General features: G+C 67.7%; 18 protein-coding genes. 14 read left to right on the top strand and 4 right to left on the bottom strand.

The window, feature by feature from the left end:
• Positions 1 to 85: 85 nt before the first annotated feature.
• A complete protein-coding gene (locus tag R4P95_RS10355) occupies positions 86 to 2,296 on the top strand; it encodes a serine/threonine-protein kinase (RefSeq protein ID WP_317840474.1) in 2,211 nt (736 codons plus the stop codon).
• A gap of 6 nt (positions 2,297 to 2,302) precedes the next feature.
• Here the strand turns inward: R4P95_RS10355 and R4P95_RS10350 are convergent, their stop codons facing one another.
• The 3 genes from R4P95_RS10350 to R4P95_RS10340 form a co-directional block, all read right to left on the bottom strand.
• Positions 2,303 to 3,493 carry a sugar ABC transporter substrate-binding protein gene (locus R4P95_RS10350; protein ID WP_317744929.1) on the bottom strand — a complete coding sequence of 397 codons (1,191 nt, stop codon included), beginning with the start codon at positions 3,491 to 3,493 and terminating at the stop codon, positions 2,303 to 2,305.
• Positions 3,494 to 3,609: 116 nt separating this feature from the next.
• Entirely contained in the window at positions 3,610 to 4,071 is a 462-nt protein-coding gene (locus R4P95_RS10345) for a PaaI family thioesterase (protein ID WP_213572056.1), read from the bottom strand.
• 265 nt (positions 4,072 to 4,336) lie between these two features.
• Positions 4,337 to 5,050 (bottom strand): hypothetical protein, encoded by a 714-nt coding sequence (locus R4P95_RS10340; RefSeq protein ID WP_159922478.1) that lies wholly within the window; start codon positions 5,048 to 5,050, stop codon positions 4,337 to 4,339.
• A gap of 205 nt (positions 5,051 to 5,255) precedes the next feature.
• Between R4P95_RS10340 and R4P95_RS10335 the strand changes: the two genes are divergently transcribed.
• Genes R4P95_RS10335 through R4P95_RS10325 form a run of 3 tightly spaced genes read left to right on the top strand, consistent with a single transcriptional unit; the run spans position 5,256 to position 8,658 of the window.
• Positions 5,256 to 6,725, top strand: a complete 1,470-nt coding sequence (locus R4P95_RS10335; RefSeq protein WP_317744931.1) for an iron ABC transporter permease — start codon at positions 5,256 to 5,258, stop codon at positions 6,723 to 6,725.
• Positions 6,722 to 7,828, top strand: coding sequence for a FecCD family ABC transporter permease (locus R4P95_RS10330; protein WP_109330081.1), 1,107 nt, complete (start codon positions 6,722 to 6,724; stop codon positions 7,826 to 7,828). Before R4P95_RS10335 ends, R4P95_RS10330 begins: the two co-directional genes overlap by 4 nt.
• The gene (locus R4P95_RS10325; RefSeq protein ID WP_317744933.1) at positions 7,825 to 8,658 is read left to right on the top strand and encodes an ABC transporter ATP-binding protein; all 834 of its coding nucleotides are present in this window, start codon (positions 7,825 to 7,827) and stop codon (positions 8,656 to 8,658) included. Before R4P95_RS10330 ends, R4P95_RS10325 begins: the two co-directional genes overlap by 4 nt.
• A 1-nt stretch (position 8,659) precedes the next feature.
• Here R4P95_RS10325 and R4P95_RS10320 read toward each other — a convergent pair whose 3' ends face one another.
• Positions 8,660 to 11,257, bottom strand: a complete 2,598-nt coding sequence (locus tag R4P95_RS10320; RefSeq protein ID WP_317744935.1) for a DUF2156 domain-containing protein — start codon at positions 11,255 to 11,257, stop codon at positions 8,660 to 8,662.
• 195 nt (positions 11,258 to 11,452) lie between these two features.
• On the opposite strand from R4P95_RS10320, the gene R4P95_RS10315 reads away from it, so the two are divergent.
• From R4P95_RS10315 to R4P95_RS10270, 10 genes are all read left to right on the top strand, one after another.
• Entirely contained in the window at positions 11,453 to 11,866 is a 414-nt protein-coding gene (locus R4P95_RS10315) for a BlaI/MecI/CopY family transcriptional regulator (protein WP_109330087.1), read from the top strand.
• 26 nt (positions 11,867 to 11,892) lie between these two features.
• Positions 11,893 to 12,846 carry a M56 family metallopeptidase gene (locus R4P95_RS10310; RefSeq protein WP_109335106.1) on the top strand — a complete coding sequence of 318 codons (954 nt, stop codon included), beginning with the start codon at positions 11,893 to 11,895 and terminating at the stop codon, positions 12,844 to 12,846.
• Positions 12,847 to 13,119: 273 nt separating this feature from the next.
• Entirely contained in the window at positions 13,120 to 15,000 is a 1,881-nt protein-coding gene (locus tag R4P95_RS10305) for a DEAD/DEAH box helicase (protein ID WP_317744937.1), read from the top strand.
• 152 nt (positions 15,001 to 15,152) lie between these two features.
• Positions 15,153 to 16,601 (top strand): NADP-dependent phosphogluconate dehydrogenase, encoded by a 1,449-nt coding sequence (gndA, locus tag R4P95_RS10300; RefSeq protein ID WP_213572051.1) that lies wholly within the window; start codon positions 15,153 to 15,155, stop codon positions 16,599 to 16,601.
• An 88-nt stretch (positions 16,602 to 16,689) separates the two neighbouring features.
• A complete protein-coding gene (locus R4P95_RS10295) occupies positions 16,690 to 18,081 on the top strand; it encodes a DEAD/DEAH box helicase (protein ID WP_317744938.1) in 1,392 nt (463 codons plus the stop codon).
• Positions 18,082 to 18,086: 5 nt separating this feature from the next.
• Complete coding sequence (locus tag R4P95_RS10290) at positions 18,087 to 18,965, top strand: DMT family transporter (RefSeq protein ID WP_317744940.1); 879 nt, start codon at positions 18,087 to 18,089, stop codon at positions 18,963 to 18,965.
• A gap of 3 nt (positions 18,966 to 18,968) precedes the next feature.
• A complete protein-coding gene (locus R4P95_RS10285; protein ID WP_317744941.1) occupies positions 18,969 to 20,405 on the top strand; it encodes a GuaB1 family IMP dehydrogenase-related protein in 1,437 nt (478 codons plus the stop codon).
• 284 nt (positions 20,406 to 20,689) lie between these two features.
• Positions 20,690 to 22,051, top strand: coding sequence for a hemolysin family protein (locus R4P95_RS10280; RefSeq protein WP_213572047.1), 1,362 nt, complete (start codon positions 20,690 to 20,692; stop codon positions 22,049 to 22,051).
• Entirely contained in the window at positions 22,044 to 23,132 is a 1,089-nt protein-coding gene (locus R4P95_RS10275) for a hemolysin family protein (RefSeq protein ID WP_109330098.1), read from the top strand. The genes R4P95_RS10280 and R4P95_RS10275 overlap by 8 nt, the downstream gene beginning before the upstream one ends.
• A gap of 2 nt (positions 23,133 to 23,134) precedes the next feature.
• The gene (locus tag R4P95_RS10270) at positions 23,135 to 24,043 is read left to right on the top strand and encodes a 3-methyladenine DNA glycosylase (protein ID WP_249353743.1); all 909 of its coding nucleotides are present in this window, start codon (positions 23,135 to 23,137) and stop codon (positions 24,041 to 24,043) included.
• Positions 24,044 to 24,049: the final 6 nt, after the last annotated feature.

The following is a 24,049-nucleotide window of genomic DNA, read 5'->3' as shown; positions in this document are numbered from 1 at the left end:
AGAATCCGGGTTGGAAGGTCATTTCTTCGGCATCCCACAGCCCCCGGAGAGCGCCAGTATCGGGCTGGCGGACTAGTAGGCGCGCATGAATGACGCGAGAGTACTGGCACACCGGTACCGGTTGGACGCGGTGCTCGGCATCGGTGGAATGGGTCGCGTGTACCGCGCGTGGGACTCTGTTCTGGACCGTCCGGTGGCGGTCAAGGTGCTACGAACCGAACTTCTCGAAGAGGATCCCACGGGAAATTGCCTGGAGCGATTTCGTCGGGAAGCGCGAATTGTTGCCAGCTTCGACCACCCAGCGATCGTCCATGTGTACGACTTGGGTGAGGATATGCTCGGCGGCGAGCGAGCGCATTTCCTCGTCATGCAACTTGTTTCTGGGACGACTTTGCAGCAGCGTCACCGCACGGATGGCCCGCTTGCGCTGCCTCTCCTCGTCCACGTCATGGGTGACGTGCTGAGTGCGCTGCAGCACGCTCACGAACGCGGAGTTGTTCACCGAGATGTGAAGCCGGCGAACGTCATGCTCACTGATTCCGGAGCGGTGAAGGTGATGGACTTCGGGATTGCGCACCTGAGGGGTTGCAGTAACCTGCTGACGGGAACCGGCAACATTATCGGCACCGTCGCCTATCTGGCACCTGAGCAGGCTCGCGACAGCCGACTCGTCGATGCGCGCTCCGACGTGTACTCCGTCGGATGTATGTTGTATCACCTCCTCACCGACCGGCTGCCCTTCCCTGGTGATACCCCGTGGCAGATCCTTGCCTCGCAGCTGGAGCGTCGTTACGTTCCGGCTTCTGAGGCGAGACCGGTGCTCGGCACCGTCTTCGACGACGTTCTGAAGCGGGCCCTTGCCCTTGAACCAGACCATCGCTATTCCAGTGCCGCCGAGATGTGTAGGGAGCTACTCGCCCTGAAGCCCAGCCTCTCGGCCGAACCGGGCCAGTTCGCGTCCGACCGCACCTCGGCATCCGCATCCGCATCCGCGACGATGTTGTCGGGACCGGACGACACCGAAACGCACGTTGCGAACCTGCCCAGCGAATTCCACTTCAGAGCGCCGGCTTCGGGACCCGTAGGCCTGCAGACCGGGTCGTCGCCGGAAGTGCGCCATCCGTCCTTCGACAGCCTGGCGCCACCACCGCTCACACCGGCATCTCCGCCGACGGATCAACCGTTGGTCGGCAGAACCGGGCCGAGCCGCCGGGAAGTCCTGGCCGGTTTGGGTGGAGGGGCAGTGCTCGTGGCCGGTGGAGCCGCGATCTGGTTGATCACGTCCTCCTCGGACGGGCAGCCCTCTTCTCCAACGCTTTCCGGTCGACCCGGCGCGGTGCTGTGGACTGCTTCGGCTGGCACCGTGATCATCTTCTCGGCGCCGACCCTGGGTGCCGGCCTCGTCTACATAGGTGGCTACGACAAAAACGTGTACGCGTTGGACGCAGCGACCGGGGTGCAGCGCTGGACAGCTGCCACCGGGGACCGGGTCAGGCCATCGCCGGCCTTCGCCGACGGACTGGTCTATGTCGCGAGCTGGGACGGGAACGTTCACGCACTCGAGGCGAAGACGGGAGAAGAGCGCTGGAAGACCGCACCCGGCAACCCAGGCGACACGTTCCCAGTTTCACCGGTGGTGTCCGACGGGACGGTGTACTTCGGTGCTACCGACTGGTACGTCTACGGGCTCGACTCGGCCACCGGTGCGATGCGCTGGAAGACTCGCACCAACGGTGCCGCCGCCGCGGCCCCAGCGGTCGCCGATAGTGTGGTGTACCTCGGAACCGAGGGGTACGTGTACGCGCTGGATGCCCAAACCGGCACGGCGCACTGGGCAAGCCCCGTGGGGGGCCAGGTCTGGTCGTCACCGGCCGTTGGGGACGGACGCGTCTACCTCGGCAACGAGGACTTCTCGGTGTATGCGCTCGACGCCGGCTCCGGCGAAGTCCGCTGGAGGACCCCTACCGGCGGCGAGGTTTATTCGTCGCCGGCGGCAGCGGGGGGCCTGGTTTACGTCGGCAGCTACGACAAGAACGTGTATGCGCTCGACGCCGGCTCCGGCGAAGTCCGCTGGAAGACCCTTACCGGCGGTCAGGTTCATTCGTCACCGGCCGTGGCAGACGGCGTGGTTTACGTCGCCAGCTGGGACGGCTACCTCTATGCCCTTGGCGCGCAGGACGGCACGGTACGGTGGAAAACTCCTATGGGCGGGCAGGTCTGGTCCTCGCCGACCGTCTCCGACAAGCTGGTCTACCTCGGCAATTACAACGGGAAGGTATACGCCGTCGAGAGATGACCGCGGTTACCTCGGTACATACTCCTCATGCCAAACGATCTCGCGGGTGGCGTAACTGACGTTGCCGAGCAGCGGCAGGTAACGTTCGTAGCGCGTGCGATCGGCGAAGACCGCTGCGGGACTCGCATTGTCCGCTATGTAAGTGTCGACGCTGCCTGGCGAATCGAGCACGATCGGTTTTGCCACGATAACCCGCGGGATCTGCTTCCCCTCGATCCAGTCGGCGGCAAATTGTCCCAGCCCGTATCCCATCAGGTGCCACGGGAACGCAATGCTGGCGCGGTAGGGTCCGTCGTTCTTGACAAGTGCCAGCGCCTCCTTGTCGCCGTCGACACCGGAGAAGTACATGTCGTCGGCGAGCTTGCCGGACTGATCCAATGCCCTGTAGGCGCCCACCACCAGGGTGTCACCACCGAGGATGATCCTGATGTCGGGCTGCTCCGCGATGACGGTGCTCATGATCGCGGCACCATTGGCGGTCGAGATGTCGGGCGCATCCACATCGCTGACCACACTCAAGCCACTGCCTGCGCTCCGCAGGCCGTCCAGTACGCCGGCGTGCCTCAACTGCAGCTGCGGTGAGGCGGAGTCCAGATTGAAGTAGTGCACTTTCGCGTTCCCTTGGAGGCGCGCGGTCGCGAAATCCGCCGCGGCCTTGCCCTGCGTGAAACCGATGTCGTACTGGTTGGCGGCGACCTGGAGCGTGCTCGGCTGAGTGATGATGCCTTGCACGCAAACGCCTTGTCGCAAGGCGGCATCGAGGATGGGCCGTTGAATCACCGCGTTGAGCGGTTGGAATGCCAGTGCGCCGACGCCACGGGCGAGGAACGTTTCGAGCTGGCGGAGATTTTTCGTCGGGTCGTCGCCAGAGAAGGCGGTGAGGTATTGCAATCCCCGTTCCCTCGACGCAGCTTCCACCCCGGCGCCGAGGGCGAGGAAGAACTCTGCGGCCGCGGTGCTGGCCCAAGCGGCGCGCCGGGGTAGTCCAGTGGGGGGTCCGCTTGACAACGAGGGATCGAATTGGCCGAGTTCCTCAGGCGGCGCAGGCGATGTTGGGACGCCCGTCTCCGAATTGCCGTTATTCGACGCACACGCCGCCGAGAGCGCGGCGCCAGCCATGCCAGAGCCCGCCAGCGCCCCTAGTCTGAGCAGGTCACGGCGGCTCAGTCCGGGCAGGTGCCGCTTCGCGAACGGCATTACTCGACGATAGCAAGCGAATCAGTTCGTGGCGATCGAGATGGCGTTGCCCGGTTGGCGGATGCGCGAGTTGTCGGCGGACCCCACCCGCACCAGGGCCGACTCGTCGAGCTCGGTCACTTGCCGAGCGAGGCTGTGTCCGTGATGTTCGCCAATCGGACCTGGCCCTTCGAGACCAGCCGATCGCTCTCGTCGGTGATCCGGACCTCCCACAATTGCTGGGTGCGGCCGCGGTGAATCGGGCTGGCCTCGGCGGTCAGCATGCCCTCGCGTGTGGCGCGGAGAAAGTCGGTGTTGTTGTTGACCCCGACCACGTGTCCCCGACCGCCCAGCCACATCATTCCGGCCGTGCTTGCCACCGATTCGACGACCGCGCAGTACACGCCGCCGTGCTGAATTCCGGCGGGCTGCTGCAGGTCCGGGGTGACCGTCCACTGGGCGCACACGCGATCCGGACCGAGTTCGGTGTACTCGAGACCGATCACGGCATCGAATCCCTTGCCCAATCGCTGAAGCATCGCGTCGGTGCCGATCTGGCCGTTGCCGTTCGTGGCCTGTCGTTCGGGGGAACCCACCATCACACACTCCGTTGGATCACTGGGCGCTGTCGCAGCGCATTCGTTTCTCCTGCCTACACGACGTCGGTGCGGGAGCGGGAAGCAGGTGTGCCGAAAACAGATCGGCGGGCCCCACACCCTTCGGTGTGAGGCCCGCCATGAGTGGACCGGGAGTCGCTGCAGCCCTCAGGACTCCGGTACGGTCCGGCAGTTCGGTTCGAGATGTTCGTGCTTGCCGACGTGGCCCCTTGACTATAGGCAAGGCTGCCCTAATTTCGCAACCGCTTCAGTGGATCCGCGTCAGCCGGGTCTTCCACCGGACCGGCGCACCGGCGGCCACGAAGGCATCCAATATGCCCTGACCGCGGCGCTGAGCGGCCGACTCCCCCTCACCTGCGAGGATCGGCACGTATGTCGAGGCGCCGAGTACTGCTTCCCCGACCAGACCCCAGAAGCGGGAGGCGTCGATCGGCGTGCACCGCGCGATCGCGTCGAAAATCGCGTGCAGCGATGTGAGGCACCGGTGAACGGTCCAGACCAGGAGTGCTCGTTCACACGGCACTGTCACCGTGCCCCGGGTGCCTGCCCACGGATCGTCGGGTAGAACCCGCATCGTGTCGTCGGCGAGCCCCGCCCAATCGATGCCGCCGTCGCTGTCCATGTGAATCCACAAATTTTCGAGGCCCGGGTCCCACGCGCGCCCTTCGAGAACGACGAGCGCGGTGACTCGCCCGACCACGGCGTGGATGAGCGAGGTGGCGACCTGCATCGCGGCGACGTCTGGGTCCGGAACGTCCTCGAGGGAGCGGGCCCACATACGCGGAACGCGGTCACCGTCCAGATCGTCTGCGAGCGACCACCACCGCCGTTTTCCCTCGTCGGCCATCGATGCCACGGCATACATCCGCGGATAGTCGGGATTCAATGAGCGAAGGCGCGCGCAGGACGCGTCCAGAGCGGTCGCGGGGGCAGACAGGGTAGAAGTCACCGTGCACTCCAATCGGTCGGGGTGGAACCCTTCTCAACATAGGTGAGCCTAACCAAATTACAAGAGTTGCTTTCCTGTGATGTAGAGCACCCACTGCAGGGCGCCGGAAGTGGACATACCGCCCGGAGGGACATCAGAGATAGGGTTCCGTAACCTAAGTAGTTGAATCGGGTGCAGATTCGGTTCCGGTGCACACACGTCAGGAGCTTTTCCCGCAGTGACGACGACGCGACAGTTCGGCAGCGACCTCCCGCACCTGCCGACCGACGAGGAGTACGGAAAGCGCGACATTCCGCGCGGTCCGGCTCCCCTGCCTCTGCGGGCACTCGCAGGATTCCTGGATGCGGTCGTGGTGGCCATCCCCCTGGTTCTCGGCTGGTACCTCGTCGATGCGCTCAGTGACAGCAACGGCGGCGGTCAGGCGGACCGGGTCGTCTTCGGTGGTGCAACCGTCGCCATCGCCGTCGGACTCGCGGTCTGGAACAAAGGGTTTCGGGAGGGCAACACCGGGCAGAGCTCGGGCAAGGGGTGGGTCGGTCTCGTGACCCGGGACGCGACGAGCCTCGGCGCGATCGGCCCGAAGCGCTCGTTGCGGCGCCTGGTTCAGCGGTCCGGTACCGAGGTGGTCCGCGACCGTACAGCGGACGACGAGGGATTCGTGGCCCGCGAGAAGGACGGGTCCGTCGCCGCGATCCGCCGCCGCCGGCTGATCGGACTGGGCGTCCTCGTTGTCTTGCTCGGGGTCGTGTTGCTCGCCAGCATCGCGGTCGGGGCGCGCCCCCTCTCGTTCACGGAGATCTTTTCCGCGCTGTTCGACGCGGACGGGTCCCAGGCGGACATCATCGTCCGTACGTTGCGTGGCCCCCGCACGATCCTCGGCCTCGTCGTCGGAATGGCACTGGGGGTTGCGGGCGCGCTGATCCAGGGTCACACCCGTAATCCCCTCGCGGACGCGGGCCTTCTCGGCCTCAACGCGGGCGCCGCGTTCCTGGTCGTCCTCTCGATGTACCTGTTCGGATTCAGCGCCCCGAGTGAGTACCTCTGGTTCGCCTTCGCCGGATCGTTCCTTGCGAGCGTGGTGGTGTTCGGCCTGTCATCGATCGGCAACGGAGCCGCCAGCCCGTTGAGCCTCGCCCTGGCCGGGGCCGCGGTCGCCTTCTTCCTGCAGGCGATGACCAACGCGATCATCATCGTCGACCAGGCCAGCCTCGACTCCTACCGGTTCTGGGTGGTCGGTTCCGTGGCCGGACGCGGATTCGATGTGCTCTGGCAGGTGCTGCCGTTCCTCGTGATCGGCCTGCTGCTGGCCCTCGCCAGCACGCCCGGCCTCAACGTGCTGAGCCTCGGCGAAGACGTGGCCCGCTCCCTCGGCACCAACATCGGCGCGAGCCGCGCCCTCGGCATCGTGGCGATCACCCTGCTGACCGGGGCGGCGACCGCCGCCTGCGGTCCGATCGCCTTCATCGGGCTCGTCGTTCCGCACGTGGCACGCGCGATCACCGGCCCCGACTACCGCTGGCTGGTGCCCTACGCGGGACTCCTGGGCGGCGTGATGCTGGTGACCGCGGACGTCATCGGACGTGTTGTCGTGCGCCCCGGTGAACTTCAGGTCGGGATCGTCCTGGCCGTCTTCGGAGCCCCATTCTTCATTGCGTTGGTGCGGCGCAGAAAGCTGGCAAGCCTGTGACCGTCGACGACCAGACCCGCCCCGATCCGGTCGCGCCGGCGAAGTCCCGCGTCCCGGCACGACCGCCTTTCCGGCTCGGCCCGCTTTCCCTCGTCCTGCGTCCCCTCGGCATCGCCGTGAACGTCGCGCTCCTCGCGGCGCTGTTCCTCGTGCTGTGCCTGAACATCGGCCGCGGCGACTACCCGCTGTCCATTCCCGAGGTCACCACGGTCCTCTTCGGCGGCGGCACCAAGGCACAGAGCTTCATCGTCATGGATCTACGACTGCCGCGGTCGCTGACCGGGGTGTTCATCGGCATGGCCCTCGGACTCGCCGGCGCGCTGACCCAATCGATCGCCCGCAACGCGCTGGCCAGCCCCGACATTCTCGGGATCACCTCGGGCGCGAGTGCGGCCGCCGTCGCCCTCATCGTCCTCGGCGGAGGTGGCAGCTTCGTCGGGCTCCTCGCCACCCTCGGAATCCCTCTGGCCGCGTTGTGCGGTGCACTTCTGACAGCGCTGACCATCTATCTCCTGGCGTGGCGCGGCGGGGTCGAGGGCTACCGGCTGATCCTCATCGGCATCGGGATCAACGCCATGCTCATCGCCGTCACCGGATGGCTTCTCATCTCCGCGGACATCAACGACGCCTCCCGCGCCCAGGTGTGGCTCAACGGGTCACTGAACGGTGCGTCGTGGAGTCAGGTGTGGCCGGTTATGGTCGCGGTCGTCCTCGTCGGCGGTTATGCGATCGGATCCTCGTTCACGATGGGTGCGCTGCGCCTCGGCGACGACAATGCCGTGTCGCTGGGCGTGCGACTGCAGTGGTCGCAGGCCCGGTTACTGCTCATGGCGGTGGCACTCGCCGGAATCGCGACAGCGGCCGCCGGCCCGGTCGGGTTCGTCGCACTCGCCGCCCCGCAGGTGGCGCTGCGGTTGGTGCGGTCGGCCGGGCCACCCCTTATTGCGTCCGCGTTGACGGGTGCGGTGCTCGTGGTCGGTAGCGATGTGATCGCGCGGACGATCCTGCCGGTCGAGTTGCCGGTCGGTATCGTCACGTCGGCCCTCGGCGGGCCGTTCCTGCTCTACCTGTTGGTTCGCAACAATCGGAAGGTTTCGGCATGACCGTGCAGACCGACTCTCGGCTGAGCGCCGAAGACCTGAGCCTGGGATACGGCGACCGCATCATCGTCGAGAACCTGAATCTCGAGGTGAAGACCGGGGTGATCACCACCGTGATCGGCCCCAATGGGTGTGGAAAGTCCACCTTGTTGCGGGCGCTCGGCCGGCTCCTGAAACCTCGGTCCGGTTCGGTGGTCCTCGACGGCAAGGCGATCGGTTCGCTCCGCACCAAGGATGTCGCCCGCATCCTCGGGATGCTCCCCCAGGCGCCGATTGCGCCGGAGGGGCTCACCGTCGCCGACCTCGTGGCCCGCGGACGGCATCCGCATCAGTCGTGGATTCGGCAGTGGTCGTCCGACGACGAAGGCGAGGTCGCGGAGGCGCTTGCGTTGACCGGAGTATCCGAACTGGCGGACCGCCCCGTCGACCAGTTGTCCGGTGGGCAACGCCAACGCGCCTGGATCTCCATGGCGTTGGCGCAGGGCACCGACATTCTGCTGCTCGACGAGCCCACCACCTACCTGGATCTGGCGCATTCGATCGAGGTGCTCGACTTGGTGGACCGGATGCACGAGGAGATGGGCCGCACCGTCGTGATGGTGCTGCACGACCTCAACCTGGCGATCCGCTACAGCGACCAGCTGATCGTGATGCGGGACGGCAAGGTCGTCGCCGCCGGCACCCCGAAGGACATCATTTCTGCCGAACTCCTCCTCGAGGTGTTCGGTCTCGAAGCCGCGGTGATCGGCGACCCGGTGTCCGACCGTCCGCTGGTGGTGCCGATCGGCACCCGCCACGTATACGGCGCGGTGGGCGGCCCGGAGCGGGCGTAGGTCAGCGCCCGGGTCGGCGACCACCGATCATCGTGCGCACCAACCGCACGCCCTGCCCCAGAGACACGGTGGGCAGGTACGCCCGTCCGACAGCGTTTCCGATGCTCGGCAAGGCGGCCGGGTCCGCGAAGGTCATGTGCATGGCCACGTAGCGGGGCTGGAACTTCGACTTGAATGCCAGAAGAGATCGGAACCCGTACACCGGTTCGAGGGTGCGCCCGAGGAGATCGAGGACGCTGTCCATGACGGTGGACAGGCTCGATGATTCGGCCTGTTCCGCGGCGTCCGCGTCGCGGTCGGGTTGTTCGACCTTCGCGAGCGGCGCGCCGGACAGGCTGAGGAATTCGGCCCCTTCCGCTTCGAGTTTCAGCGCGGCAGACGCGATGAGGAACTCCATTGCCGGCCGGAATCCCTCGGAGCGGCGGCGCATGAAGTCGAGGGTCCAGCCCACCACCTTCCCGTCCCGGTACACCGGCAGCCACGAGGTGACCCCGTGCACGGTGCGGTCGCCGTCGACGGCGATCAGGCAGCGCACCTCGGGGTCGTCGACCTCGTCGAGGCCGCCGAGGGTGAATCCCATCTCGGGCATGCCCTTGTCGGCCACCCATTCTTCGGAGATCGCCGTGATTTGATCGGTGATCGACAACGGGGCGCTGGGGAAGCTGACCCATTCGGCGGTGATGCCCGACTTCTTCGCCTTGTTCAGGGCGGTGCGGATGTCCTGGAAGCGTTTGCCCGTGAAGGCGATGGTGCCGAGGTCGAGCACCGTCTCCTCCGCGACTTGGATACCACTCCAGCCGAGGTCGTCGGTGACGGCGCGCACGGCGGAGGTCACCGAGTAGAAGCAGGGGATCCACCCGTTGGCGGAGGCGAATTCGGCGAACCCGGTGACGGTATCCCGTAGCCGTTCCGGGGGGCCGACCGGATCCCCCGTGGTCAACGCGACCCCGGCGATGACGCGGTACGCGACGTAGCTGGTGTCGTCGGGGGCGAACCAGTAGTTGTTTCCCCGCCACGTCGTCATCCAGGACAACGGACTGCCACTCCCCGACTTCAGCAGGGCCCGCGCGCGGGCGGCGGCGTCCGAGTCCGCACCGAGCGCCGGTCGCAGGAAGGTGGCCGCCACCAGCGCGCATGCCGTCAGCCAGAACACCACCCCGGTCCATTCGTACAGCAGGGTCGCGGGAATGTTGACCGGTAGCAGGCGTGGGTCGAGCCACTGCAGATAGACGGGTGGAATCAGGCGCTCCGGGAAATTGGCGAGCAGGGTGGTGGCGGAGGGCCGATGATCGAAACCGTTCCGCGCCCACAGGCCGCCGAGGACGTAGAGGACGGCGAGTCCGGCCGTCACCGCCGCCAGCGCGACCGCAAGGCGGCGGTAGGTTCCGGCGGGGGCGGTGACGTCGAAAAATCGTCGGGTGGCGAGGAGGACGATCAGGATCACCAACGGGGTCAGGAACGGCACCAGCGTTCGATACAGGTTGGGGTCCGCCAGCCCGTAGAACAGCGATTCCTCCTCGAACGAGTCGATGAACCGGACCACGAAGTTGAGCAGGGACAGCACCAGCAGGATCACCTGTGCGACCACCGCCCCGACCCAGGCGAAGCGTCGGCCGCGCCGCAGTCCGTCGCTGAGGGTGAGCAGGAACAGCGACGGCATGAGACTGAGCAGTGTCGGCCCGACCCCGGACAGTCGCAGTTCCAGTAAACCGCGGCGGCATTCGGGGTCGGCGGCGTTCACCTCGCAGAGGTCGCGAACCTCGGTGGCGGTGTACGGAATTCCCCGGAACAGATCGCGCAGCACGGCCAGGGGTCCGACCGCTTCCGCCGAGAGAGCTGCAATCATCGGTCCGACGGCGCTGGCGGCCACCACGATGGCAACCAGTACCCGGCCCTCTCGCTGGGTCCCGGCGATCCGCTCGCCCCGCGCCGAGCGGCCGACGATCCAGGGTCCGGCCACCAGGCCCACGACAGCGGCGGCGAGCCGGACCACGTCCTGCAGGGATCCGCTGAACAGGGCCAACGTGATGGTGAAGGCGAGCACGCCGACCCGGATCCGGCGGCGCCACAGGGTGCCCATGTCGGAACTCGCCACCATGGCCGCGCCGATGATCCAGGTACTGGGCCCGACCGCCATACCCACATGGAGCCGGAAACCCCAGTCCGCGTCCACAACCTTCGCGACGGCGGCGACCGCCAACGCGAGCAGCCCACCGACCACTTGTGTCACCACTGCCGCCAGGGCAAACCGCGCCGAACCCATCCGGCGCTCCAACGGCGCCGCGGCCAGGAAGACGAGAATGGTGGTGGTCAGATAGGCGAGGATGTCGTCGCCCCACAGCCCCGCCGACAGCAGGGTCCAGACCCACCCGTGCTCGAACGCCCGGATGCCGAGGGCCACGTGCTGCGACAACGCGTGGGAGGGTCCGCCGATCACACTCGAGGTCGCGAACGCCACCAGCCAGATCACAACCAGGAGGGCGATGCTGACCGGTGCGCCGGCCACGCCGAAGCGCACCCATTCCGCTACCCGACCCGGCGCCCCGCTGACTTTCGCCGCCGCACTGTCCCCAGTGACTGCATTGCCGTCGATACTCATCCGCCAGGTCCCCACTCTCCCGCGATGTCGAGAACGAAAGCCCGCCCGGCGACACAGCCGCCGAAGTCGACGGCCGGTGGCCGTCCACCGACCGTAAACCACCTGTTCGCGCTATGACCATTACCACACGACTTCGCGCGGTTTTACTACTACCAGTAGTACGCATCCGCGTCGTTGTATCCGTAGAATCGGACCATGGCTGGACTCGGCGAACTCGAACGCGCAGTGATGGATCACCTGTGGTCCACTTCGGAACCGCAGACGGTGCGGCAGGTGCACGAAGCTCTGGCAGAGCGTCGCGAACTCGCCTACACCACCGTCATGACCGTGCTGCAGCGACTGGCGAAGAAGCACCTCGTCATCCAGCAGCGCGATGATCGCGCCCACCGGTACCTGCCCGTGCATCAGCGCGAAGAACTGGTCGCCAGCCTCATGGTCGACGCCCTACAGCAGGCCGACAAGTCCGGCAGTCGGGCCGCAGCCCTCGTGCACTTCGTCGGCCAAGTCGGTGCAGACGAGGCGGACGCTCTCCGGGAGGCACTGGCTGCGCTCGAAGCCAAGGAACGGTCCGGCGACGGCAACGAGACGGGAACCGTTCGCGCCGTCTGACGTTCGTCATGCATGATGAGTGGGACATGGACGCCACCACCGCGCTGGTATTCGGCATACTTGCCCTCCTTCTCGCAGGACCGGTTCCTGCGTTGCTCAGCCGTGCCCGGTGGCCGCACCGGGCTCCGCGGGCAGCGCTCGTGCTGTGGCAGGCCATCGCCCTCGCCGCCGTCCTGTCCGCCTTCAGTTCCGGTCTCGCGATAGCCAGCCAGCTCCTCGTGCCCGGTCCGGACGGACGGCCTACCACCGCGCCGGTGGAAGAGATCGACGCGCTCGGCCTTCCCCTCTGGCTGCTGTACGTGGTGGTGTTCGCCCTCACCCTGCTGGTCGGCGCCAAGCTGATGTTCGCGGTGGTTCAGGTGGGGTTCCGCACCCGGCGCCGTCGTGCCCGGCACCGCATGCTCGTCGATCTGCTCGACCGATGTGACTCGACGTCCCCGCTGGCGCGTACGCCCGACCTGAGAATCCTCGACGTCACCGAACCCATCGCGTACTGCCTACCCGGCCTGCGTCAGCGGGTCGTGTTGAGCCAGGGCACGTTCGCCAATCTCGACGACGCCGAGATCACCGCGATCCTCACCCACGAACGTTCGCATCTGCGCGCCCGCCACGACCTCGTCCTCGAAGCGTTCACCGCGGTCAACGCCGCATTTCCCACCGTAGTCCGCAGCAAGTCCGCCCTCGGCTCCGTGCAGTTGCTCGTCGAGATGCTCGCCGATGATTCGGCGGTGCGTGCCACCGGGCCGACAGCCCTCGCTCGTGCGCTCGTCGCCTGCTCCGGCTCCACGGCGCCGAAGGGCGCGATGGCGGCGGGCGGTCCGAGCACGTTGCTGAGGGTGCAGCGACTCGCCTCCTCCGAATCGGCCGTGCCGGTCGCCATCGCCGCGTACACGGCGTCGGTTGCCATCCTGGTGGTTCCGACGGTCGCGGTGGCCGTTCCCTGGCTCACCGAACTGAGCCGCCTGTTCTCGGCGGCGTAGTCACTCACGTCACAACTCCGCCGGTTCGGTATCCGGGCGCCCGTCCCGTACACTGGTTCACGGTCGCCACTGCGGCCCATCAACACTGAAACGGCACACAGCCCAATTCCCCGCACTTCCGCGAATGGATTGACCAGGTGACATGTGCCCTGGCTCGTCCCTTTGTGCGTGCTGCATGACAGCCCCGCTCCGCGACGCGCCCTAATGCCCGGAGAGGTATCCCGCGTGACCAACGCTGTGCAAATGACCGCTGTCCCAGTGACTGCTGTCCCCATGACATCTGCAGAAGACGTCAGCTCTGTTTCCGAGGAGAACACCACCGAGACGGTGACGTTCGCCGAGATCGGCCTTCCCGAATCCCTGGTGCAGGCTCTCCTCCGGAATTCCATCGCCACCCCGTCGCCCATTCAGGCCCTGGCTGTTCCGGACGCGCTCGCAGGCAAGAACGTTCTCGGCCGTGCACAGACCGGATCGGGTAAGACGCTGGCCTTCGGCCTGCCCATGCTCACCCGTCTCGCCCGCCACGAAGACCGGCCGGCGCCCAAGCGTCCCCGCGCCCTGGTTCTCGTGCCCACCCGCGAACTTGCCTTCCAGGTCGTGGAATCCCTCAACTCGTACGCGGGTGCGCTCGGTCTGACCGTGCGCCCGGCGGTCGGCGGCACCCCGTTCACCAAGCAGGTCGACCAGCTGCGCCGTGGCGTCGACATCCTCGTCGCCACCCCCGGACGTCTCGGTGACCACCTGCGTCAGGGCACCTGCGTCCTCGACTCCATCGAGATCACCGCGCTCGACGAGGCCGACCAGATGGCGGACATGGGCTTCCTGCCCGAGGTGCGTTCCATCCTCGGTGAGACCCCGGCCGACGGTCAGCGGCTGCTGTTCTCGGCCACCCTCGACCGCGAGGTGCAGTCGCTGGTCCGGCAGTTCCTGCCCGACCACGTGCAGCACTCCACCGAGGACGGGCGCGCCAGCGTCGACACGATGGCGCACTACGTCCTCCTGGTGGACCGCGGCCAGAAAGACAATGTTCTGGCGGAAATCGGTGCGCGCGAAGGCCGCACCATCATGTTCGCCCGCACCAAGCTCGGCTGCGAGGGCATCACCGACCGGTTGCGTGCAGTCGGGATCGCCGCGGAGTCGCTGCACGGCGGCAAGGCGCAGAACCAGCGGACCCGCGTCCTCGAGCGTTTCAAGAACGGCCGCACCCCTGTGCTCGTCGCGACGGACGTCGCGGCGCGCGGCATCCACGTCGACGGCATCGACCTGGTGGTTCACGTCGATCCGCCTGCCGATCACAAGGATTACCTGCACCGTGCCGGCCGCACCGCCCGCGCCGGTGAGAAGGGCACGGTCGTCGCGATCGTGCTCCCGAATCAGAAGCGCACCTTCCGGAAGCTGACGGGAATGGCCGGGGTCGACGCCACGGCAGTGCCCGTCGCACCCGGATCCGAGGTCCTCACCACCATCACCGGCGCGAAGGTCCCCACCGGGCAACCGGTGAAAGACCCCGCCTTCCGCAGTGACCGTGGTGGCGACCGTCGCTTCGGCGACCGCGGACCCCGCCGTGAAAGTGGGTTCGGCGGCCGAGAAGGTGGCTACCGCGGAAACCGCAGCTCCTCCGAGGGACGCGGTGACCGCCCGTCCGGCGGCCGCAGCTTCGGTGACCGCCCGTCCGGTGGCCGCAGCTTCGACGACCGCGGACCCCGCCGTGACCAGTCGGACACCCGGTCCGGTGGTTACCGGGGCGACCGCCCCCAGCGCGACGGCGACAACCGTGGTGGCGACAACCGGAGCAGCGGCTACCGCGGTGACCGGGACAACCGCGGGTTCGGCGACCGGGCCCCGCGCAGGGACTTCGGGGACAGCGCGCCGCGCCGTGAGTTCGGCGGCAGCAGCAGTGGCGCACCGCGCCGCGACTACGGCGACCGCGGTGAGAGCCATCGCGGTACCGGTGAGCGGAGCTTCGACCGCAGCGCACCCCGCCGCGACTTCGCGGACCGCGACAACCGTGGTGGCGGATTCCGCCGGGATGATCGCCGTCCTGCGGCCTCGCCGGACCGGCGTCCCGCCGCAACCAGTGGTGGTTTCCGTAGCCGCACCGACCGCCGCTCGTACGACGGTTTCGACGGACCTCGTCGCGAACAGCGCAGCTGAGCGGTGCGTGCAGGACACAACTGAACATCGACATCGTTGACACGAGGCCGGCCCGCGCGAATGCGCGGGCCGGCCTTCGTATGTTTGTCTGGGACGGCTCATTTGTCGTACGCCGATTTTTCTACCGCCGAGCGAGAGGGAATGCTGTATCCATGACTATCACCAACGAGGGCGCCCGCGCCCAGATCGGCGTGACGGGACTGGCCGTCATGGGCTCGAACATCGCCCGCAACCTCGCCCGGCACGGGCACACCGTGGCTCTGCACAACCGCAGCATCGCCAAGACCGATGCGCTCATCGCGGAGCACGGCGGCGACGGCGACTTCGTCCGGACCGAAACGGTCGAGGAGTTCGTGGCGGCGCTGCAGAAGCCGCGCCGCGTACTGATCATGGTCAAGGCCGGCGACCCCACCGACGCGGTCATCGAGGAGCTTGCTGCGGCGATGGAGCCGGGTGACATCATCATCGACGGTGGCAACGCCCTGTACACGGACACCATTCGGCGGGAGTCGTCGCTGCGCGAGCGAGGCCTGCATTTCGTCGGCGCCGGCATCTCCGGCGGTGAGGAAGGTGCGCTGAACGGCCCGTCGATCATGCCGGGCGGCCCCAAGGAGTCGTACGAGGCGCTGGGACCGCTGCTCGAATCGATTGCGGCGCAGGTCGACGGGACCCCGTGCTGCACCCACATCGGCCCCGACGGCTCCGGGCACTTCGTGAAGATGGTCCACAACGGCATCGAGTACGCCGACATGCAGCTGATCGGTGAGGCGTACAACCTGTTCCGTGACGCACTCGGGTACGACGCCGACAAGATCGCCGAGGTGTTCACCGAGTGGAACTCCGGCGATCTCGAAAGCTATCTGGTGGAGATCACCGCCGAGGTGTTGAAGCAGAAGGACGCGAAGACGGGCAAGGCCCTCGTCGACGTGATCGTCGACGCCGCCGAGCAGAAGGGCACCGGCCGCTGGACCGTCAAGTCCGCTCTCGACCTCGGTGTGCCCGTCACCGGGATCGCCGAGGCCGTGTTCGCGCGCGCCTTGTCCGGCTCCCGGGAGCAGCGCAAGGCCGCCGTCGGTCTGGCGTCCGGTCAGCTCGCCGACAAGCCCGCCGATGCCGCTCAGTTCACCGAGGACATCCGCCAGGCGTTGTACGCATCGAAGGTGGTGGCCTACGCGCAGGGCTTCGACCAGATCGCCGCGGGCAGCGCCGAATACGACTGGGACCTGCACCCCGCCGATCTGGCTACCATCTGGCGCGGCGGCTGCATCATCCGGGCACGTTTCCTCAACCGCATCAAGGACGCGTACGACGAGAACCCGACGCTGCCGAGCCTGATCCTCGCGCCCTATTTCCGGGACGCCATCGAGACCGCCATCGACAGCTGGCGTCGGGTGGTGTCCACCGCGACCCTGCTCGGTATTCCGGTCCCGGCGTTCGCCTCGTCGCTGTCCTACTACGACGCCCTGCGCGCGGAGCGGTTGCCCGCGGCGCTGACGCAGGGGCAGCGTGACTTCTTCGGTGCCCACACCTACGAGCGGACCGACGCGGAAGGTAAGTTCCACACGCTGTGGAGCGGTGACCGCAGCGAAGTGCAGGCCTGACCTTCCTCCGCCTCGGCCGTGACGCAGTGCGCTGACGTCCCGGTCGAGGCGTCGGGAGGGCCTTCTCCCAGGCGGTAGCCTTCTGGGCATGCCCGAACACGAGAACACCTCCGCACCAGTGGGTGAGACGTTCCTCGGGCTCGGCGTGCCCGCGGTCATGACCCATGCCCTCGATCGCAGCGGCATCCGCGCGCCGTTCCCCATCCAGGCCGCCACCATTCCCGACGCCCTCGCCGGCAAGGATGTGCTGGGCCGAGCTCCCACCGGGTCCGGCAAAACGCTCGCGTTCGGGTTGCCCATGTTGGTGCGCCTCGCGGGTGCGGCCAGTCGCCGCGGCTTTCCCCGCGGAATCGTCCTCGTTCCCACCCGGGAACTGGCATTGCAGATCGAACGGGCGCTCGACGAACCGGCACTGTCGATGGGACTGCGGGTGGCCACGGTGGTCGGCGGCATCCCGATCAAGCGCCAGGTGGAGGTGTTGTCGCGGGGAGTGGATCTTCTGGTCGCGACACCCGGGCGCCTCGCCGACCATCTCGGTCAGGGTTCGGTCTCCCTCGACGACGTTGCCGTGGTGACGGTCGACGAGGCCGACCACATGGCCGAGATGGGTTTCCTCCCCCAGGTCGTGCGGATCCTGGACGAAACACCTGCGGGGGGGCAGCGACTGCTGTTCTCCGCCACCCTCGACGATGAGGTGGACAGCCTCGTCCGGCGCTACCTGCGCGACCCGGTCACCCATTCGACGGCGCCCGCTTCGGCCGCGGTGACGACGATGGTCCATCACCTTCTCTACGTCGACCGGGACGACAAGTATTCGGTGGTCGCAAATATCGGTGCGCGGTTGGGGCGCACTCTGATGTTCGTGCGCACCAAGCACGGGGTGGACCGGGTGGCGAACGAATTGCATGCCGCCGGCATCTCGGCGGGCGCCTTGCACGGCGGCAAGACCCAGAACCATCGCACCCGCACGCTCGCATCGTTCGCGGACGGAACGATCCCGGTGCTGGTGGCCACGGACGTCGCGGCCCGCGGCATCCATGTCGACGACATCTCCCTGGTGGTGCACGTCGACCCGCCCGCCGAACCCAAGGCCTACCTGCACCGTGCCGGGCGGACCGCGCGGGCCGGTGAGGCCGGGGTGGTGGTCACTCTCGTGACGGAGGACGAGCGCGCCGCCGTCGAGCAGATGACGCGCACGGCGGGTATCGACGTGGCGGGGGTGCAGGTGCGCCCCGGCGACCGGCTGTTGGCCGATCTCACCGGCGCCCGCAGGCCCAGCGGCAAACCGGTGCCCGCACCGGACACCCGGGCGCCCGCCCAGGACACCCCGAAGAAGGGTCGCCGGGCCGCCGATACCGGCGATCGCCCGTCCCGGCGCGGCCGCGTCGGTGAGGTGCCGGCCCGAGGCGGAAGCCGACGTGGGCGCAATCCCGGACATGGCTCAACTCCGCACGGACACCGCAGTCGCGGAGCACACTGAGAGGCATGTCCCTGCCGCTCGCGTCGGTCCTGTGCGCATTGGTCGCGGCCCTACTCTTCGCGTGTGCCTCGGTCGCGCAGCAGAGCGCCGCGTCCGCGGTCCCCGAGGATGCGGGCTTGATGACGTCGCTGGTGCGCAGCCCGCGGTGGTGGGCCGGTGTCGCGGGTGACGGTGGCGGCTACATCATGCAGGCCGTCGCCTTGGCGCTCGGGTCGGTGCTCGTCGTACAACCTCTCCTCGTCACCGCCCTGCTGTTCGCGCTCCCCCTGTCGGCGAAATTCTCCGGCTACCGGCTCAACCGGACCACCTGGGTTCTGGCCGTCGCCCTGGCCGCCGCTCTCGCAGTGTTTCTCGTCGTCGGTAATCCCACCGAGGGAAACATCGACGCCCCGTTCCGGGAATGGGTCATTCCCCTGGCGATCGTCGTGTCGGTGGCGGCGGCCGCCGCGCTCGCTGGGATGACGAAGATCGACCCGGGGTGGCGGGCCCTCCTCCTCGGCGCCGCGAGCGGCATCCTCTACGGTGTTGCGGTCGCCTTTACCAAATACGTGGTCGAACTCGTTCCCCGCGGACTGTGGACGGTCCTGAGCAGCTGGCAGACGTGGTCACTGGTCGCCGCCGGACTCGTAGGGGTGTACCTGCAGCAACGCGCGTTCCAGGTGGGCCCGCTGTCGGCGTCTCTGCCGGCGCTGACCATCGCCGAACCCCTCGCCGCCGTCTTCCTCGGCATGACGGTCCTCGACGAACGCCTGCGCGTCGACGGGCCCGGACTGATCGTGGTCGGGTGCGCGGTCGCGGTGATGCTGATCGCCACCATCGGGTTGTCCCGGTCGCAGGCGCAGCGCACGGCGGGCACCGCCGCAACTTCCCCGGTATCGTCGTGAGACGTGCAGTTTCTCGACGGGCAACGCCCTCCCTATGACCTGACGTACGACGACGTGTTCCTGGTGCCCAGCCGCACCGAGGTCACCTCCCGGTTCGACGTCGACCTGTCCACCTCGGACGGCACCGGGACCACCATTCCGATCGTCGTGGCCAACATGACCGCCGTCTCCGGGCGCCGCATGGCCGAAACGGTGGCGCGCCGGGGCGGTCTCGTCGTACTTCCGCAGGACCTTCCGATCCCGGCGGTCTCGGAAACCGTGTCGTTCGTGAAAAGCCGGCATCTGGTGGCGGACACCCCCGTCACGCTCGGTCCGGACGCCGCCGTGTCCGACGCCCTCGCGCTGCTTCCCAAACGGGCCCACGGCGCGGTCGTCGTCGTCGACACCGACCGGCCCGTCGGCGTGGTCACCGAGGCCGCCTGCTCGGACGTCGACCGATTCGCCCGACTGCGGTCCGTGGCGCTCACCGACTTCGTCACGGCCCCGGTCACCGCCACCCCGCGCGAGGTGTTCGAACTGCTCGATGGCCGGCACGATTCGCTCGCCGTGATCGTCAACCCCGACGGCACCCTCGCCGGGGTCCTCACCCGCACCGGCACGATCCGCGCCGGCATCTATCAGCCCGCGGTCGACGAGGCGGGGCAGCTGCGCATCGCCGCCGCCGTCGGCGTCAACGGGGACGTCGCCGCGAAGGCCCGCGCGCTCGTCGACGCGGGCGCCGACCTCCTCGTCGTCGACACGGCGCACGGTCACCAGCAGAAAATGATCGACGCGCTCGGCGCCCTGAAGAAGGCCGACCTCGGTGTGCCGCTCGTGGCGGGCAACGTCGTCTCCGCGGCCGGAACCCGTGATCTGATCGACGCGGGCGCGGACATCGTCAAGGTCGGTGTCGGACCGGGCGCCATGTGCACCACCCGGATGATGACCGGGGTGGGCCGCCCCCAGTTCTCGGCTGTCGCGGAATGCGCCGCCCAGGCCCGCGCGCTGGGTGCGCACGTCTGGGCGGACGGAGGCGTCCGTCACCCCCGTGACGTGGCACTCGCGCTCGCCGCGGGCGCGTCGAACGTCATGATCGGATCCTGGTTCGCCGGAACCTATGAGTCCCCCGGCGACCTGCACGTCGACCAGGCCGGCAACGCGTACAAGGAAAGCTTCGGGATGGCGTCCAAGCGTGCGGTCGCCGCGCGCACCGCCACCGACACCGCCTTCGACCGTGCCCGGAAAGGACTGTTCGAGGAGGGTATTTCCAGTTCCCGGATGCGGTTGGACCCGGAACGCCCCGGAGTCGAGGACCTGATCGACCACATCTGCTCCGGGGTGCGCAGTACCTGCACCTACGCCGGCGCCCGCACCCTGGAGGAACTGCACGCCCAGGCGGTGCTCGGGGTGCAGTCGGCGGCCGGATTCGCCGAGGGCCGCCCCCTTCCGGCCGGTTGGTGACCGCAGCGCCGTGAGGTGCCGGTGGATGTCCTGTTCCACGGAACCGGACATCCACCGGTATCATGGGTCGCTGAACCACACCAGTTCTCGGTGCCGGACTTCTCCGGACGCCGAGGCCGAACGGAAGGACTCCGGTGCCCGCGGCACCCACACACGCAGCAAGCGCTCCACCTGTCATTGCCTCAGCAGAATCAGATTCTGATTCCGCCGGTTCGGAGGGCTCCTCTAGCGAGCCGGGTGACAAACCCGGCGGCCTCCCCTCGCTTCCCTGGTGGCGATGACAGATGGACATCGCACTCAGCATTCTCGCTCTGCTCGGCTTCCTCGCCTTGACCGCAGGCACCGCACTGTTCGTCGCAGCGGAATTCTCCCTCACCGCACTCGAACGCAGCACCGTCGATTCGCACGCCCGGGGCGGTGACCGGCGTTCGAGGCAGGTCCAGCACGCCCACCGCACGCTGTCGTTCCAGTTGTCCGGCGCGCAGCTCGGCATCACGATCACCACACTCGTCACCGGCTACCTGTCGGAACCGGTCCTGGCCCGGTTCATCACCCCGGTGCTGTCCGCGGTCGGGTTCAGCGAATCCGCCGCCGCGGCAACGTCGTTGGTGATCGCCCTCGTCCTCGCCACCTCGTTCTCGATGGTGTTCGGTGAACTGGTCCCCAAGAACCTGGCCATCGCCCACCCGCTTCCGGTGGCGCGGGCCACTGCGGGAATGCAGGCCGCGTTTTCCCTGATCTTCAAGTGGGCGATCAACGGGCTCAACGGAACGGCCAACTGGCTGGTCCGGCGCCTCGGAATCGAGCCCGCCGAGGAATTGCGGTCGGCGCGGTCACCGCAGGAACTCGGCTCCCTGGTCCGCACCTCCGCCCAGCGCGGCGCCATCGACAAGGGAACGGCGTTGCTGGTCAACCGCTCACTGCGATTCGGTGAACGCACCGCCGAGGAATTGATGACACCGCGGGTGAAAATCGAGTCGCTGGCCACCACCGACACGGTGGCCGATCTGATCGACACCGCCGCCCGCACCGGTTTCTCCCGATTTCCGGTGGTCGACGGCGACCTCGACGACTCCGTCGGGATCGTGCACATCAAGCATGCGTTCGCGGTGCCTGCCGGTCGTCGCCGCACCACCCGCCTCAACACCCTCGCGCAGAAGGTCCCGGTGGTGCCGTCGAGCCTCGACGGTGACGCCCTCATGGAGCGGATTCGTTCCGACGGAATGCAGGTGGCGCTGGTGGTCGACGAGTACGGCGGCACCGCGGGCATGGTCACCATGGAGGACCTCATCGAGGAAATCGTCGGTGACGTCCGCGACGAGCACGACGAACCGGAGATCGACGTCCAGCGGATCGGCGACGGCTGGTCGTGCTCCGGTCTGCTGCGCATCGACGAGGTGTCCGAGACCACCGGCTACACCGCACCGGAGGGCGAGTACGAAACCCTCGGCGGCCTGGTCCTCACCCATCTGGGCCGGATTCCGGTAGACGGCGACAAGGTGGAACTGCCCGTACCCGACACGGCGTTGTACCCCGACGGCCGGTGGATCGCGACGGTGACCCACATGGACGGACGGCGTATCGACCGGGTGCTGCTCACACCGGTTCCCGTGGAGACGGACGAGGAGGAGGCCGACGATGAGTGATCTCTTCGGAATGCTGCTCACCTTCGTGCTGCTCGCCGGCAACGCGTTTTTCGTCGGCGCCGAATTCGCCCTCATTTCCGCCCGCCGTGACCGCCTCGAGGCGCTCGAAGCGCAAGGAAAGAAACGTGCCCGGACGGTGATCCTGGCCGGCGAGAACCTGTCGCTGATGCTGGCGGCCGCCCAGCTCGGCATCACGATCTGCTCCATCCTGCTCGGCAAGGTCGCCGAACCGGCGATCGCACACCTGCTCGAAGTGCCGCTCCACGCCGTCGGCCTGCCCGACGGATTGCTGCATCCGGTGGCGTTCACCGTCGCCCTGGCACTCGTCGTGGTGCTGCACATCCTGCTCGGGGAAATGGTGCCGAAGAACATCGCTCTCGCGGGACCCGAACGGTCCGCGATGCTGCTGGTGCCCGTGCATCTGATGTTCATCACCCTGGCCAGGCCGCTGATTTCCTTCTACAACCTGTGCGCCAACGCCACCTTGAGGTTGATGCGCGTCGAACCCAAGGACGAACTCGACGTCACCGTCTCGGCCGTGGAGTTGTCGGAGATGATCGGCGAGTCCCGCTCGGAGGGACTCATCGACGCGGAGGAGCACCGTCGGCTCACCCAGGCGCTCGAAACGACCGACCGCACGGTCAGCGAGGTGATGATTCCTCTCGACAAGGTCCGCACCGTGCCGCTGTCGGCGGGCGGCACCCGCCTCGGCGCCATCGAGGAAGCGGTGATCGAAACCGGGTACTCCCGCTACCCGGTCCGCGCCGACGACGGTTCCCTGTTCGGGTATTTGCACCTCAAGGACGTCCTCGACGACATCCTCGACGAGGACGCCGGCCCGGACACCGTGATCCCCCGCTCCGATATTCGTCCGCTGCCGCGCATGGCGACCACCACACCGCTCGCCGAGGCACTCGCGGGTCTGCGCCGGGCCAGTTCCCACCTCGGTGCGGCCGCGGACCCGTCGGGCCGGATCGTGGGGATCGTCGCACTCGAAGACCTCGTCGAGGAGTACGTGGGCACCGTGCGTGACGGCACTCACCGGGTGAACGGGATGAACCCGGGGCAGCGGACGAGTTGACCGTGCGGCCACCGGACAACACGGTCACCGGACGCCCGCTCGCGGTGCTGGCGTCCGGTGACTGGACGGCTCGACGGACCCGCCACCGCGATCGGGTGGCACGAATCGTCGAGCCGTATCAGGAACGCAAGGCGGCCGGAATCAGCCATCCGGTGCACGACTTCCTCTTCACCTACTACAGCTTGCGCCCCAACCAGCTGCGTCGATGGCACCCAGGTTACGGGACCGCGCTCACCGGTCCCGGGTCCGACGACTACCTCCGCTACACCGGCTACCGGTCGGAAACCGTCGACGGAGACCCTGTTGTCACCGTCGACCCCGCGGTGCTCGAGCATCGCCGAAGCACCGTTGAATTCGTGGCCGGGCTTCTCGAGGCCACCGAAGCCCGCACTCCACGCCTGAACTGCTTCGGCCTGCACGAATGGGCGATGGTCTACCGGGGTGGCGCCGAGGCGATCCGCCACCACAGGGTGCCGCTGCGCCTCGGGTTCGACGGCACCGACGCGGTGGTCGAATCGATGCCGTTGCGCTGCACCCACTACGACGCGTTCCGGTTCTTCACCCCTGATGCGGCGCCCCGCAACGAGTCCGCACTCGACCGGGACGGCCAGATCCGCCGCGAGCAACCCGGCTGCCTGCACGCGGGCATGGATCTGTACAAGTGGGCGTACAAACTTGGGCCGCTCGTCGACTCGGACCTGGTGATGGACTGTTTCGAGCAGGCACTCGCCGCACGCGAACTCGATATGCAGGCCAGCCCCTACGACCTGTCCGAGTACGGATACGCCCCTGTGCCCATCGAGACTCCCTCCGGGCGTGCAGAATACGTACGACGGCAGCAGCACCTCGCGCAACGGGCCGCCCCGCTGCGCGCCGGCCTGCTCGAGCGGTGCCGTCGACTGCTGTCGTAGAGTTCG

This window comes from Rhodococcus sp. IEGM 27 (genome assembly GCF_033142305.1).
Lineage (GTDB): Bacteria > Actinomycetota > Actinomycetes > Mycobacteriales > Mycobacteriaceae > Rhodococcus_F > Rhodococcus_F oxybenzonivorans.
This window is presented reverse-complemented; position numbering and strand designations above follow the sequence as displayed.

Coding starts and splice junctions, on each gene's coding strand:
- R4P95_RS10355 (WP_317840474.1), top strand. CDS start 86: ATGAATGACGCGAGAGTACTGGCACACCGGTACCGGTTGGACGCGGTG.
- R4P95_RS10350 (WP_317744929.1), bottom strand. CDS start 3,493: ATGCCGTTCGCGAAGCGGCACCTGCCCGGACTGAGCCGCCGTGACCTG.
- R4P95_RS10345 (WP_213572056.1), bottom strand. CDS start 4,071: ATGGTGGGTTCCCCCGAACGACAGGCCACGAACGGCAACGGCCAGATC.
- R4P95_RS10325 (WP_317744933.1), top strand. CDS start 7,825: ATGACCGTGCAGACCGACTCTCGGCTGAGCGCCGAAGACCTGAGCCTG.
- R4P95_RS10320 (WP_317744935.1), bottom strand. CDS start 11,257: ATGAGTATCGACGGCAATGCAGTCACTGGGGACAGTGCGGCGGCGAAA.
- R4P95_RS10315 (WP_109330087.1), top strand. CDS start 11,453: ATGGCTGGACTCGGCGAACTCGAACGCGCAGTGATGGATCACCTGTGG.
- R4P95_RS10310 (WP_109335106.1), top strand. CDS start 11,893: ATGGACGCCACCACCGCGCTGGTATTCGGCATACTTGCCCTCCTTCTC.
- R4P95_RS10305 (WP_317744937.1), top strand. CDS start 13,120: ATGACATCTGCAGAAGACGTCAGCTCTGTTTCCGAGGAGAACACCACC.
- gndA (WP_213572051.1), top strand. CDS start 15,153: ATGACTATCACCAACGAGGGCGCCCGCGCCCAGATCGGCGTGACGGGA.
- R4P95_RS10295 (WP_317744938.1), top strand. CDS start 16,690: ATGCCCGAACACGAGAACACCTCCGCACCAGTGGGTGAGACGTTCCTC.
- R4P95_RS10290 (WP_317744940.1), top strand. CDS start 18,087: ATGTCCCTGCCGCTCGCGTCGGTCCTGTGCGCATTGGTCGCGGCCCTA.
- R4P95_RS10280 (WP_213572047.1), top strand. CDS start 20,690: ATGGACATCGCACTCAGCATTCTCGCTCTGCTCGGCTTCCTCGCCTTG.
- R4P95_RS10275 (WP_109330098.1), top strand. CDS start 22,044: ATGAGTGATCTCTTCGGAATGCTGCTCACCTTCGTGCTGCTCGCCGGC.